The organism is Psychroflexus salarius (assembly GCF_900129035.1).
In the GTDB taxonomy this organism is placed as follows: Bacteria; Bacteroidota; Bacteroidia; order Flavobacteriales; family Flavobacteriaceae; genus Psychroflexus; species Psychroflexus salarius.
This window is the reverse complement of the sequence record NZ_FQTW01000009.1, coordinates 18,103-31,922: the sequence shown is the minus strand read 5'-3', so window position 1 is coordinate 31,922 and position 13,820 is coordinate 18,103. Positions and strand designations below refer to the sequence as shown.

Below are 13,820 nucleotides of genomic sequence, written 5' to 3'. Positions count from 1 at the left end.
ATACATAAAACATATTAATATTTACTCAAATTAATTTTCATTGCTATATTTACCATATGTTAAAATGGCCTAAAATAATTGGTAAACCAAAACGTTTTAAACGTGAGTTTCGTTCTGAAGTTTGCTTAAATTGCCAGCACAGTATTGATGTTTCAGACCAATACTGCTCAAATTGTGGTCAACGCAATTCCAACAAAAAGTTAAGTCTTAGTGATTTAATAAAAGAGTTTTTTGCAGGTATTTTCTCATACGATTCGCGCTTAAGAAAAACAATCGGCGCTATTTTTACACGCCCAGGTAAAATTTCACTAGAATATACACATGGCAAACGCATTAAATACGTTAACCCATTTCGGTTTTTTATAAGCATTGCTATCATTTTCTTTTTGATGTTAACCTGGTTAATTCCTGTAGATGAAATCCAACAACAAGTTAATGAAACCAATAAAGAATTTTTAGTAAAACCAAATGACTCCTTAGCTAAGGCATTAGCTAGACAAAAGTCTAAAACATTCGATTTTCAAAAAACAGGCCAATATATTAAATACAGCGGTTTGTCGAATTATGATAGCATCAGAACTCAGCTTGGCTTTAAAGATTCTATGACCAACCAGCTCAAAGTCAAATTAATTAATGGAAGCTTTAAGCTTGAAAAAAGTCCAACTGATTTTATAACCTACATCCTACCTAAACTACCGTTTTTCTTGTTTGGTTTTATCCCTATATTCAGTCTTTTTTCTTGGCTGTTATATGCCAGACGAAAATTCACTTACGTTGATCATCTCATCTTCAACTTTCACGAAACAAGTGTGTTTTTTCTTTTGTTACTCCTTGAAATTAGCATCAACTTTATGGTAAATAACGACTCTGCTAGTTTTAACTCAATTTCAATTTATCTTTTTATAATCTACCATATTATGGCCTCGATGTATTTTTACAAACAAGGCTTTTTCAAAACATTGGTTAAATGCTTTTTATTGGCATTTCTCTACATAATAACGTGTCTATTGTTTGTTGTGAGCTTAATTAGTGCGAGTTTGATGTTTTATTAAATTGAATAAAAAATGAAGTTCTCGTCCGATTTCTAGTGCAGTTTTCTCGTATTCAATTATAGCATTTGGCGTTTCATCAAAACGTTTAGGATCTTCAAAATTGAAATTGAATCGATGCTTTGCACCAAACACTACAGGACAATTTTCAGATGCCTGAGCACAAGTCATAAAAGCGATAAAATGATTTGATGGATGTTCAGCGGAATTATATAGTTTTGAATATAAACTTAAAGAACGATTATGAAACTTCAGGCCATGTTTAGCGTTTCCAGTTGAAGTTTCTCTGGTTTGCACATCAAACCCTAGATTTATTAGGGATTTAAGAGTATTCAGATGGCAAGCTGTCACTTCAGTTCCGCCAGAATACACCTCAAAAACATTTGGGAAATAGTGTTCTGCAAAAACAAACGCCCAAGCTTGCGCTAACTGGCTCCGGCGTGAATTATGTGTGCAAATAAACATGAGTTTAACCGGTGTGTTTTGTTCGGTTACTTCAACTGAAATGGCTGATGCCGCACGTTTTAATAAAGCAATTCGCTCAGGTGAAAGTTTAGATTCTTCAGCTTTAAAATGTTCGCCATAATTTCCGATTTGTTTCATAAGTAATAGGTTTTTTCAGCCTAGCTTATATTCAATACCGCCATTTATTGGCAATGGCCACAAGCGATAACATAACAGGAACTTCAATTAAAACACCTACAACGGTTGCTAAAGCAGCACCCGAATTAAGACCAAACAAGGCAATAGCTACCGCCACAGCTAGTTCAAAAAAGTTACTGGCACCAATCATTGCCGATGGCGCACAAATACGATGTTTTAGTTTTAAAAACCGACCTGCAAACCAACTTAAAAAGAAAATTACATAAGTTTGAATGGTTAAGGGCACGGCGATTAACAAAATATCAAAAGGTTTTTCGACAATGGTTTGGCCTTGAAAAGCAAATAATAAAACTAATGTTGTAAGCAAGGCCAAGATAGAAAGTGGTTTTAAAACAGGTAAAAACCGATGAGCAAACCAGTCTTTACCATATTTTTTAATTAAAAATTTATTGGATAAATAGCCTGCTAAAAGTGGTATCACTACAAAAATCAGCACTGACGTTAGTAATGTTTCATAGGGAATTTCAATATTAGTGACACCTAATAAAAACTTGACAATTGGTATAAAAGCGACTAGCAAAATTAAATCGTTAATCGAAACTTGAACTAAGGTATAATTAGCATCACCTTTAGTTAAATAAGACCACACAAAAACCATTGCCGTGCAAGGCGCAGCACCTAAAATTATAGCGCCTGCAATATATTGGCTAGCTTGATCTGGTGTTAAATAAGCATGAAAAATTTGATCTAAAAATAACCACGCAAAAAAGGCCATTGAAAAGGGTTTGATAAGCCAATTAACCACTAAAGTTAGGCCTAAACCTTTACGATGTTGATGTATATTTTTTAAGGAAGAAAAATCGATTTGCATCATCATTGGGTAAATCATTAACCACACTAAAATAGCGACAGGCAAATTAACATTAGCATAAGTTAAGTCGCTGATAACGGAAATGCTGTCACCAGCGACATAACCTAAACCTATACCGGCTACAATACATAAGACCACCCAAATACTAAGGTAACGCTCAAAAAAACCCATAATTTAACAGCAACCAGAATTAGGATCACAAGCTGTAGCTTTTTCTTGTTCCTGAGGTTCAGGAATTCCACACTTGTCTTTTGCTAAACAATCTGTTAGCGTTGAAACTAATTGGAACTTACCATCGTTAAATTCTAAATGATATTTTCCTATTGTGCTGCCTTGGTATTCGACTTCTACGTTTAAATTGGGATTCAGCTGAAGTTGACGTTCTGATAAAGAAATAATATTTTTCAATTTTTGAGGCTGTAAACGGTGATCAACATCATCTGCCGTCCAAAGCTGAAAATTCGCTACTTTTTCATGACGAATAGTGCCGCCACAATCAATAAAGTGTTTGGTCACTTCACCAACTTCAGTCACATGAAAATGCTCTGGAACAATACTGCCATCTGGCAGTTGAAATTTTAAACTTTCTAAGTTTTCTAAATGTGATTTAACTTCTTGTAAGGTCATTTTAATTTTATTTTTAATTAACAACAATCTGAATGTGATGATGGGAAACGTTGAAACATCTTTGTAAATTGATGGCTTATATACTGCCATTGTTCAGGATTAATACAATAACAAACCGATTTACCTTCAATATTTCCTTGAATAATACCAACCGACTTTAATTCTCGTAAGTGTTGACTAATCGTTGCTTGTGCTAAACCCAGTTCTTCAACCAAGTCGCCACAAATACAAGTTTCGGCTGTTAATAAAACATCTAAAATGGCTATTCGCGCTGGATGTCCTAAAACTTTGGCTACTTTAGCTAATTGGTTTTGGTCTTCTGTAAATAAATTTGATTTCGTAATTCCCATCGTTAAAATTATATATTGCAATATTACGATTATAAAATATTTCAGCCAAGTTTTTTCAACTTTTAATTAAACTTGTGGTCAAAATATAGATGATTTTAAACTCAGCAAATGAACTTTACATTTAAGCAATTTCAACTTCTATTTGTTTTAAGTTTAATACTGAATTTTAGCGTTTTATCACAAACAAAAAAGCAGTATAAAATCACTTCAACCGAAGCTTCTGCCATCATCGATGGGAATTTGAGTGATAGCATTTGGCAAAATTTACCAAAGGCTACCAATTTCACTCAATTTACCCCTAACATAGGGCTTCAAGCTGATGATAAAATCAAAACTGAAGTCAAATTATTTTATAATAAAAAAGGCATTTACCTTGCGGCTAAACTCTATGACGAGCCAAGTTTAATGATGAATCAGCTCACCAAACGTGATGAATTTGGCCAAACCGACTATTTTACGCTTGTTTTAAACCCTAATAACGACGCCCAAAACGATACCCAATTTATTGTATTTAGTTCTGGTGTTCAAGCCGATGCTTTATCGAGTCCAAGTTTAGGGCAAGATTTCGGATGGAATGCGGTTTGGGAAAGCGCTGTACAATTAACTGATTTTGGTTGGCAGCTTGAACTGCTAATTCCTTACCGCAGTTTACGTTTTCCAAAAGATGACATTCAAACTTGGGGCGTACAATTTAAACGATTTTTTAGACGCAAACGCTCTGAATACGCCTGGAATGCCATTGATCCCACCAAAGCTTACGAAGGAATTTATCATGGCGAATTAACAGGAATTAAAAACCTTAAACCGCCTTTACGCCTTAATTTATATCCATTTACAACTGGCTTAGTCAACCAAAATACCAACACAACCTCAACAGATTTAAAATTTGGGATGGATATTAAATACGGTATAACCGATAATATTACGCTTGATGCGACTTTAATTCCAGATTTTAGCCAAGCACGTTTTGATGATGTTGTGCTTAACTTAGGGCCTTTTGAACAAACCTTTGCAGAACAACGCCAATTTTTTATGGAAGGCATTGATTTGTTTACCAAAGGTAACCTGTTTTTTTCACGTCGGATTGGTAGTGCACCAACAGGCCAAGTCAATTTAAATGAAAGTGAACAACTACAAAGCAGACCTTCAAAAGTAGACTTAATTAATGCTGCAAAGTTATCTGGTCGTTTAAAAAATGGCCTAGGAATTGGTGTTTTTAACGCTTTAACTGAAAAAACATACGTCAATATTAGAGATACCATTAGTGGTTTAAACCGGCGTGAATTAGTAGAGCCATTGACCAATTACAATATTTTGGTTTTAGACCAACAATTTAACCGAAACTCATCGGTGAGTTTAATTAATACGAATGTTTCTAGACAAGGTGATTTTAGAGATGCTAATGTGACCGGTGCCTTATTGAATTTAATTAATAAATCGAATACCTATGCAATTTCAGCTGAAGCAAAAACGAGTCAATTAAGTGATACCAATCAACCTAAAAGTGGCTACAGTGCCACAGCTGAAGTCGCTAAGGTTGGTGGTAATTTTAGATTTGCATTAGGTCAAGATTATGCTGATAAAAAATTCGATATTAATGATTTAGGTTTATTGTTAAGAAATAACTACAATAACAGCTATGCTGAAGTTTCTTATCGTGAGTTTGAACCAACACAGTATTTTCAAAATTATCAATACAGTTTAGATGTTAATTATGAACGCTTGGCTAACCCAAATACATTTACAGGTTTAAAGGTTAATGGTAATTTTTTTGCAAACACTTTAAAGCTAGATTCATTCGGATTTAATTTCAGCTTAGAGCCTGGAAAACAATATGATTATTTTGAACCACGTGTTGATGGCCGTTATTTTATCTACGAAAATGTTATTGATGTTGGCGGATTTATTTCAAGTAATTACAACCGTGCATTTGCATTAGATCTCCGTTTAAATGCAGGAACTTTTTTTGAAGAAAACCGAAACACAACATCATACCGCATCAACGTAGAGCCGCGGTTTCGATTTAATGATGCATTTTTTATGACTTATGAATTTACCATTAATGAAACGATTAACGATCGTGGATTTGCAACATTTTTTAATAACCAACCCATTTTTGGTGAACGTGATCGAAAAATCATTGAAAATAGCATCAATGCAAACTACACCTTTAATCCGTTTAACGCCTTAAAACTTCAATTTAGACACTATTGGGACACCGTTTTATACGATATTAATATGTATAATCTACAAGCAAATGGGCGTTTAATCGAAAACCCCAATCTGCCTAAAACAGACTTAGACTCTAGCCCAGATATTAATTTTAGCACGTGGAATATCGATTTGAGTTATTCTTGGCAATTTGCACCAGGTAGTTTTTTAACCGCTTTATATCGCAACCAATTATTTAGAAACACCAATCAGGCTGAAGCTGACTTTAATACGAGTTTAGATCAATTGTTTCAGCAAAATACGCAACATACTTTATCAATAAGATTGCAGTATTTTATTGATGTTAATTCATTGGCAAGACGAGTGTTCAAATCGGTTTAACTTCAACTGAAGTTTAAAATCGTTTATAATATTATCCTAACTTTAGATTAACTTTTCACGCTTCAAACAAATCATTGCTTTAATAAAAGAAGAGTAAAGCAGCTAAAAACTGGTAAATTTAGGTATACTTTATTCATAGATCGAATTTTTTAGCAATTGATATTTACACTACATTCGCAAAAAATTTGACATGGAAACGCCATCAGCATTACTTTCGGTAGAACAAATTTCAAAATCTTATGGAACTTTAGTTTTATTTAGCGACTTATCTTTTGGCATTAACCAAGGTCAAAAAATGGCTTTAATCGCTAAAAATGGCTCTGGGAAAACTTCATTATTAAACATTATTGCTGGTTTTGATGAACCTGACAGCGGCCAAGTTGTCAAACGAAAAGACTTAAAACTTGGTTATTTATCTCAAGAACCACAACTAGATCAATCGCTCACTGTTGAAGAAAGCATATTTGCTGCTGAAAACCCAACTCTCAAAGCTATTGATGCTTACAACAAAGCTTTAAAAAATCCTGATAATGCTGAAGCAATGCAGAAAACCTTCGATAAAATGGAAGCCTTACAAGCTTGGGATTTTGAAACAGATTATAAACAAATTTTAAGTAAATTAAAATTAGACAACTTAGACCAAAAAATAAGTGATTTATCTGGTGGCCAACGTAAACGCTTAGCATTGGCCAATTTAATCTTAAATCAACCTGACTTATTAATTCTTGATGAACCGACTAACCATTTAGATTTAGAAATGATCGAATGGCTTGAAGATTACCTCAAATCAAGTTCGCTTACCTTGTTTATGGTAACACACGATCGCTATTTTTTAGATCGTGTTTGCAACCATATTATTGAGCTTGACCAACAGCAACTTTACCCATATAAAGGCAATTATGCCTATTATGTAGAGCATCGCGCCAACCGTATGGAAACAGAAGCCACTAATCTTGCTAAAGCTAAACAGCTATACAAATCAGAACTTGAATGGATGCGTCGGCAACCTAAAGCGAGAACAACCAAATCTAAGTCACGTATCGAAAATTTTCAAGATATTAAAGATAGAGCGACTAATTGCCGTAAAGACCACAAAGTTAATCTTGAAATTAACATGGAACGTTTAGGTTCTAAGGTCATTGAATTACATAAAATTTCTAAAGCCTATGACGACAAAGTCTTGTTCCAAAATTTTGACTATGTATTTAAACGTGGCGAACGCATTGGCATTATAGGTAAAAACGGTACAGGAAAATCAACTTTTCTAAACATCCTTACCGGAAAAAATAATCCAGATTCAGGAAAAGTGGTCATCGGTGAAACCATTAAAATTGGCTATTACACCCAAAGCGGCATCAAGCCAAAACCGCAACAAAAAGTAATTGATGTAATACGGGAATATGGCGATTATATTCCACTAAAAAAGGGCCGAAAAATTTCAGCTCAACAATTGCTCGAACAGTTTTTATTCGACCGAAAAAAGCAATACGATTTTGTAGAAAAGTTAAGTGGTGGCGAAAAAAAACGACTTTATTTATGTACCGTTTTAATTCAAAATCCTAACTTTTTAATTCTTGACGAACCTACTAACGATCTTGACATTATTACCTTAAATGTATTAGAACAGTTTTTACTCGACTATCCAGGTTGCTTAATTGTGGTTTCTCACGATCGGTATTTTATGGATAAAATTGTGGATCACTTATTTGTATTTGGTGATAAAAAAATCACGGACTTCCCCGGAAATTATTCTGATTATCGCGCCATCAAACAATTAGAACAAAACGAAAAATATGCACAATCTAATGAAAAAACTTCAACTCCTGCTGAAGTTACTCTAAAAGCATCAACAACATCTAAACTAAGTTATCAAGAGCAAAAAGAATATAAGCGGCTGGAAAGTGACATCAAAAAGCTTGAACGCGAAAAAGAGCAACTGGAAGCAAAATTCCTAAACGACTTAAGTCCAGAAGAAATTAAAGAAAACTCAATCAAACTTCAAGACATCAGCGATAAAATTGACCAAAAAACCGAAAAATGGTTTGAGATTTCTATGAAGATTGATGCCTAAATTAACTAAAAAGGCACCAGAAAACTGGTGCCTAAAAAAATCCTATTACTATGAAATATTAATGTTGATTAAACATTAATGCGTTTGGCTAATTTTGTTGTTCTTCAAGCTCTTTTTTCTTACGTTGATCTTTTTTAATGCTGTTATTGATAAAAATAATTACAGCACCTATTAAACCTAAAATAACAAGTCCAAAAATTACGGTCATAATAAATGCACCATTAGACCAATTAACTAAAAGAGTTGATAAAAGTGAATACATAGCTTTATGTTTTGTACAGCAAAAATAACAGCTCAACAATACTTAAAACATGATTAAAATCAGTTTTGAGTTATTTTAATTAAAAGTTTAATTTAGCCATGTGATGAAACATCAAATTTATTCATATCTCAATTTTTTGCTGAACTCTAAAAATCAGCATGGCGTGCACTCACCTTTCGTTTACAAATTAGTTACACAATGCTTTTACGATAAATCGCCTCGAAAAGCCTATAAAACATGGAAGCTTGCAAAACTTGAACTTTTAAACGATAAAACTTTAATTTCTGTTGAAGACTTTGGCGCTGGCTCTCGTGTTTTCAAAACCAACCAAAGAGCAGTTAACCAAATTGCTAAAAATGTTGGCATTACTCAAAAAAGAGCCCAATTGCTCAATCGCATTTGTAGTTATTTAAAAATTGAAAATGCATTAGAGCTCGGCACCTCTTTAGGTTTAGGAAGTTTAGCCATGACGCTAAATAACCATGTAAAGCTTGATACAGTAGAAGCCTGCCCAAATACCCTAAAACGTGCTGAAATCTTGTTCAAAAACTTCAACTGTACATCACAAATTTCAACGCACAAGAGTAACTTCAACCAATTGATCAAAAGTCTTGCACCAACTAAAACCTATGATTTAATTTACATTGATGGTCATCATAATTATGAGGCAACTTGGCATTATTTCAATCAATTAAAGCCGCATGCACATGACCAAACCATCTTTATTTTTGATGATATTCATTGGTCTAAAGAAATGACAAAAGCTTGGCAAGACATTTCTAATTCGCCTGAAATTCATGTTAGTATAGATACTTTTTACTGGGGAATTTGCTTTAAAAGACCCGAACAAGCAAAAGAGCATTTTAGAATTAGAATCTAATTAATTTTGCTATTTTAGACCGAAAATTCAAATTTATGTTTAGCGAACTTTCACCAGAAATGCAAATGGTAGCGGTCATCATAGGTTTAGCGGTTTTATTTATTTTGGTTATGTTAAATCATAAACGCAACCAACAAAAACGCCAAAGCCGAAAGGACAAAGCCTTTGGTAAAAGTGTTTCCGAAAGACGCAAAAACAAAAAGTTATAAGCTATGAAAATATATACTAAAACAGGAGACAAAGGCACAACCTCACTTTTTGGTGGTTCGCGCGTCCCTAAACACCATATCCGAATTGAAAGCTATGGAACGGTAGACGAATTAAATGCACATTTAGGCATGCTAAAAGACCATGAGGTTAGCACTCAAATTGAAGATGATATCAATCAAATTCAACATCAATTATTTACAGTTGGCGCCATTCTAGCCACCGAAGCTGAAGAAGCTAAACAAAAACGCCTTAATATTCAACGAATTACGCAAGACGACATTAATTATCTTGAACATCGTATTGATGAGATGAACAAAAACTTGCCTGAAATGACGCATTTTGTGCTTCCTGGCGGGCATAAAACAGTCTCTCAAGCACACATTTGTAGATGCGTTTGCCGCCGCGCCGAACGAAACGCCACAGCGCTTTTTGAACTCGAAAATTTTGATACTGAAGTTTTACAATACTTAAATCGCTTATCTGATTATTTATTTGTAGTCTCTAGAGCCACAGCTAAAGAACTTGACGCTAATGAAGTGAAATGGATTCCTGAAAAACAAAAATAAGTGCTAACAATTTGATTTTCAAAGCTGAAATAAATCATAAAAAACTTGACTATTTCGGCAAAAAAATTACATTTGCAAAAATATTAAACACATTATAAAAATGTATTGGACATTAGAATTAGCATCGTATTTAAGTGACGCTCCTTGGCCAGCCACCAAAGATGAGCTGATTGATTATGCCATTAGAACTGGTGCGCCTTTAGAGGTTGTAGAAAACCTACAATCTATTGAAGACGAAGGAGATACTTACGACTCTATTGAAGAAATTTGGCCAGATTATCCCACTGACGAAGACTACCTCTGGAATGAAGATGAATATTAAACATTTTCAACTTATAAAAGCTTAAAAAGTCTCGCTCAGAGACTTTTTTTTTTCACTACCTTTGAATTATAATTTATTAATGGCATTATGAGCATATTAGACGCTGTACTTAAAGTATTTGTGGGTGACAAGACTAAAAAAGACTTGAAACAAATTACACCACTAGTCGACAAAATAAAATCCTTCGAAAATCAATTTGAACAATTAAGTCTAGACGAACTTAGAGCTAATACCACCAAGTTTAAAGCTAAACTTCAAGAAGCCACTAAAGAAGTAAGGACGCAACAAGATGAACTTCGCCAAAAGGCAGAAGCAGAAGAAGATATTGATGAAAAAGAAAGCTTATTTACCCAAATAGACAATCTTGATGATGAAGCCTACAAAATCTCTGAAGAAGTTCTTAACGAAATTTTACCTGAAGCCTTTGCAACCGTAAAAGAAACCGCCAAACGCTTTTTAAATAACACCGAATTAAAAGTTACCGCATCTGAGTTTGACCGCGCGCTTTCAGCACAAAAAGATTACATATCCTTAGATGGCGATTATGCCATTTGGCAAAACTCTTGGGATGCCGCAGGAAAACCTGTCACCTGGGATATGGTACATTACGATGTTCAATTAATTGGCGGTATCGCAATGCACCAAGGTAAAATTGCCGAAATGCAAACTGGTGAAGGAAAAACACTTGTTGCCACTTTACCAGTATATTTAAATGCACTTACAGGAAACGGCGTGCACTTAGTCACTGTAAACGACTACCTTGCCAAGCGTGACAGCGCTTGGATGGCTCCAATATTTGAATTTCATGGCTTAAGCGTGGCTTGTGTAGATTATTACAAACCAAATTCTGAAGAACGCCGCCAAGCCTATAATGCCGATATTACTTACGGAACTAATAATGAATTTGGCTTCGATTACCTTCGAGATAACATGAGTCACTCACCAAAAGACCTCGTTCAACGTAAACATAATTTTGCCATTGTTGATGAAGTTGACTCCGTTTTAATTGATGAAGCTAGAACGCCATTGATTATTTCAGGACCTGTGCCAAAAGGTGATGTTCATGAATTTGACAATCTTAAACCTCAAATTGCCAAAATTGTTGAAGCCCAACGTAAACACTTAATTGGCGTCTTAGCTGAAGCCAAAAAGCTAATTAAAGCTGGCGATAAAAAAGAAGGTGGCTTTTTACTTCTACGTGTATTTAGAGGTTTACCAAAAAACAAAGCCCTAATTAAATTCTTAAGTGAAGAAGGCGTTAAACAGTTGCTTCAAAAAACTGAAAACTACTACATGCAAGATAATAATCGTGAAATGCATAAAGTAGATGCCGACTTATATTTTACGATTGAAGAAAAAAGCAATCAAATTGATTTAACCGATAAAGGAATCGAATTTTTATCAAATTCTGAAGATGATGACTTTTTTGTCATGCCAGAAATTGGTATGGAAATCGCCGAAATTGAAAAGCAAAATCTTTCAAAAGAAGAAGAAGCCGAAAAGAAAGAAGAACTTTACAGAAACTTCAGTATTAAAAGTGAGCGTATTCACACCTTAAACCAACTGCTTAAAGCCTACACTTTATTCGAAAAAGATACTGAATATGTGGTCATTGACAATAAAGTTAAAATTGTTGATGAGCAAACAGGACGTATTATGGATGGCCGACGTTATTCAGACGGTTTACACCAAGCCATAGAAGCTAAAGAAAACGTCAAAATTGAAGATGCCACCCAAACCTTTGCTACCGTAACCCTCCAAAATTACTTCCGTATGTACAATAAGTTATCAGGGATGACTGGTACAGCGGTAACTGAAGCTGGTGAATTTTGGGAGATTTATGAACTTGATGTGGTTGAAATACCAACCAACAAACCAATTGCGCGAGATGATAAGCAAGATAAAGTTTATAAAACTGTTCGCGAAAAATACAACGCCATTGCTGAAGAAGTCGTTAAACTTTCTGAAGCTGGCCGACCAATATTAATCGGAACAACTTCAGTTGAAATATCTGAACTTTTAAGTCGTATGCTTAAAATCAGAAACGTTAAACACAACGTCTTAAACGCTAAACTTCACAAAAAAGAAGCCGATGTTGTCGCTGAAGCTGGTAAAAGTGGTATTGTTACCATTGCCACTAATATGGCTGGTCGTGGTACCGATATTAAACTCTCTAAAGAAGTTAAACAAGCTGGCGGTTTAGCAATCATAGGCACCGAACGTCACGATTCAAGACGTGTCGATAGGCAATTACGTGGTCGTGCTGGACGTCAAGGTGATCCTGGAAGTTCTCAATTTTACGTTTCACTTGAGGATAGCTTAATGCGAAAATTTGGAAGTGAACGAATTGCAAAACTCATGGACCGCATGGGACTTGAAGAAGGTGAAGTAATTCAACATTCCATGATTTCTAAATCTATTGAACGTGCCCAGAAAAAAGTTGAAGAAAATAACTTTGGTATCAGAAAACGTTTACTAGAATACGACGATGTCATGAACGCCCAGCGTGAAGTGATTTACAAACGTCGTTACAATGCCTTATTTGGTAATCGTTTGCGTATCGACATCGCTAACACAATCTTCGATACAGCTGAAGTAATTGTCAACTTCAACAAAGCTGCCAACGATTTTAGTAATTTCGAGTTTGAACTCATCAGATTCTTCTCAATGAACTCTCCAGTTTCTGAAAAAGAATTTGAGAAAATGGCCGATCAAAAATTAACAGGTTTAATTTACAAAGCGGCTTATAAAAATTACCAAGAAAAAATGCAGCGAAATGCAGAAGAAGCTTTCCCTGTTATTAAGCAAGTCTATGAAAATCAAGGCGAAAAATTTGAACGTATAGCAGTGCCTTTTACCGATGGACAAAAGACATTACAAGTAGTAACCAATTTAAAACAAGCCTACGAATCTGAAGGAAAAGAACTGGTCACTGATTTTGAAAAAAACATCAGCTTAGCTATAATTGATGAAGCTTGGAAAAACCATCTTCGTAAGATGGATGAGTTGAAGCAAAGCGTTCAATTAGCTGTCCATGAACAAAAAGACCCACTTCTAATTTACAAATTTGAAGCGTTTGAATTATTCAAAGTTATGCTCGAAGAGGTTAATAAAGATGTTATTAGTTTCTTATTCAAAGGTGAAATTCCTCAAAACGATGCGAGCAATATTCAAGAAGCTAAGCAAACACGCCGACAAGAGACTAATCTAACTACTCAAAAAGACAGTATTCCAAACCTTGACGAACAAGCCATGCAAAACCGTCAAGCAGGCGAATCAGCGAGTCAGCAACAACAAGTAACAGAAACCATTGTAAGAGAACAGCCAAAAATTGGCCGTAACGATCGTGTTGTGATTAAAAATGTTATTAATGGTGAAGAAAAAACAGTAAAGTTTAAACAAGCTGCACCACTGCTTGACCGTGGTGAATGGGTGCTTAAAGGCAAAGCATAAATC

At 34.7% G+C, this 13,820-nt stretch carries 13 protein-coding genes; 8 read left to right on the top strand and 5 right to left on the bottom strand.

The window, feature by feature from the left end:
• Nucleotides 1-56 precede the first annotated feature (56 nt).
• Nucleotides 57-1,052 carry a DUF3667 domain-containing protein gene (locus tag BUB82_RS10110; protein WP_073193504.1) on the top strand — a complete coding sequence of 332 codons (996 nt, stop codon included), beginning with the start codon at nucleotides 57-59 and terminating at the stop codon, nucleotides 1,050-1,052.
• Here the strand turns inward: BUB82_RS10110 and BUB82_RS10105 are convergent.
• The 4 genes from BUB82_RS10105 to BUB82_RS10090 are packed head-to-tail and all read right to left on the bottom strand — an operon-like array spanning nucleotide 1,023 to nucleotide 3,500.
• Nucleotides 1,023-1,652, bottom strand: a complete 630-nt coding sequence (locus BUB82_RS10105) for a low molecular weight phosphatase family protein (protein WP_073193503.1) — start codon at nucleotides 1,650-1,652, stop codon at nucleotides 1,023-1,025. The genes BUB82_RS10110 and BUB82_RS10105 overlap by 30 nt on opposite strands.
• A gap of 31 nt (nucleotides 1,653-1,683) precedes the next feature.
• Nucleotides 1,684-2,694 (bottom strand): ACR3 family arsenite efflux transporter, encoded by a 1,011-nt coding sequence (gene arsB / locus BUB82_RS10100; protein ID WP_073193502.1) that lies wholly within the window; start codon nucleotides 2,692-2,694, stop codon nucleotides 1,684-1,686.
• A 3-nt stretch (nucleotides 2,695-2,697) separates the two neighbouring features.
• Complete coding sequence (locus tag BUB82_RS10095) at nucleotides 2,698-3,150, bottom strand: DUF6428 family protein (RefSeq protein ID WP_073193549.1); 453 nt, start codon at nucleotides 3,148-3,150, stop codon at nucleotides 2,698-2,700.
• 17 nt (nucleotides 3,151-3,167) lie between these two features.
• A complete protein-coding gene (locus tag BUB82_RS10090) occupies nucleotides 3,168-3,500 on the bottom strand; it encodes an ArsR/SmtB family transcription factor (protein ID WP_073193501.1) in 333 nt (110 codons plus the stop codon).
• 108 nt (nucleotides 3,501-3,608) lie between these two features.
• Between BUB82_RS10090 and BUB82_RS10085 the strand changes: the two genes are divergently transcribed.
• Both BUB82_RS10085 and BUB82_RS10080 read left to right on the top strand, forming a co-directional pair.
• Nucleotides 3,609-6,053, top strand: coding sequence for a DUF5916 domain-containing protein (locus BUB82_RS10085; protein WP_073193500.1), 2,445 nt, complete (start codon nucleotides 3,609-3,611; stop codon nucleotides 6,051-6,053).
• A 190-nt stretch (nucleotides 6,054-6,243) separates the two neighbouring features.
• Nucleotides 6,244-8,124, top strand: a complete 1,881-nt coding sequence (locus tag BUB82_RS10080; protein WP_073193499.1) for an ABC-F family ATP-binding cassette domain-containing protein — start codon at nucleotides 6,244-6,246, stop codon at nucleotides 8,122-8,124.
• 88 nt (nucleotides 8,125-8,212) lie between these two features.
• Here the strand turns inward: BUB82_RS10080 and BUB82_RS11845 are convergent, their stop codons facing one another.
• On the bottom strand, nucleotides 8,213-8,386 hold the full coding sequence (locus BUB82_RS11845) for a hypothetical protein (RefSeq protein ID WP_200796298.1): 174 nt from the start codon (nucleotides 8,384-8,386) through the stop codon (nucleotides 8,213-8,215).
• A 103-nt stretch (nucleotides 8,387-8,489) separates the two neighbouring features.
• On the opposite strand from BUB82_RS11845, the gene BUB82_RS10075 reads away from it, so the two are divergent.
• From BUB82_RS10075 to secA, 5 genes are all read left to right on the top strand, one after another.
• Nucleotides 8,490-9,266 carry an O-methyltransferase gene (locus BUB82_RS10075; RefSeq protein WP_073193498.1) on the top strand — a complete coding sequence of 259 codons (777 nt, stop codon included), beginning with the start codon at nucleotides 8,490-8,492 and terminating at the stop codon, nucleotides 9,264-9,266.
• Between the two features lie 35 nt (nucleotides 9,267-9,301).
• Nucleotides 9,302-9,475 (top strand): hypothetical protein, encoded by a 174-nt coding sequence (locus BUB82_RS11785; RefSeq protein WP_159432035.1) that lies wholly within the window; start codon nucleotides 9,302-9,304, stop codon nucleotides 9,473-9,475.
• Nucleotides 9,476-9,478: 3 nt separating this feature from the next.
• Nucleotides 9,479-10,042, top strand: coding sequence for a cob(I)yrinic acid a,c-diamide adenosyltransferase (locus BUB82_RS10070; RefSeq protein ID WP_073193497.1), 564 nt, complete (start codon nucleotides 9,479-9,481; stop codon nucleotides 10,040-10,042).
• A gap of 100 nt (nucleotides 10,043-10,142) precedes the next feature.
• Nucleotides 10,143-10,364: a DUF2795 domain-containing protein gene (locus tag BUB82_RS10065; protein WP_073193496.1), complete on the top strand. Its 222-nt coding sequence runs from the start codon at nucleotides 10,143-10,145 to the stop codon at nucleotides 10,362-10,364.
• Nucleotides 10,365-10,451: 87 nt separating this feature from the next.
• Complete coding sequence (gene secA, locus BUB82_RS10060) at nucleotides 10,452-13,817, top strand: preprotein translocase subunit SecA (protein ID WP_073193495.1); 3,366 nt, start codon at nucleotides 10,452-10,454, stop codon at nucleotides 13,815-13,817.
• The last annotated feature ends 3 nt before the right edge of the window (nucleotides 13,818-13,820 follow it).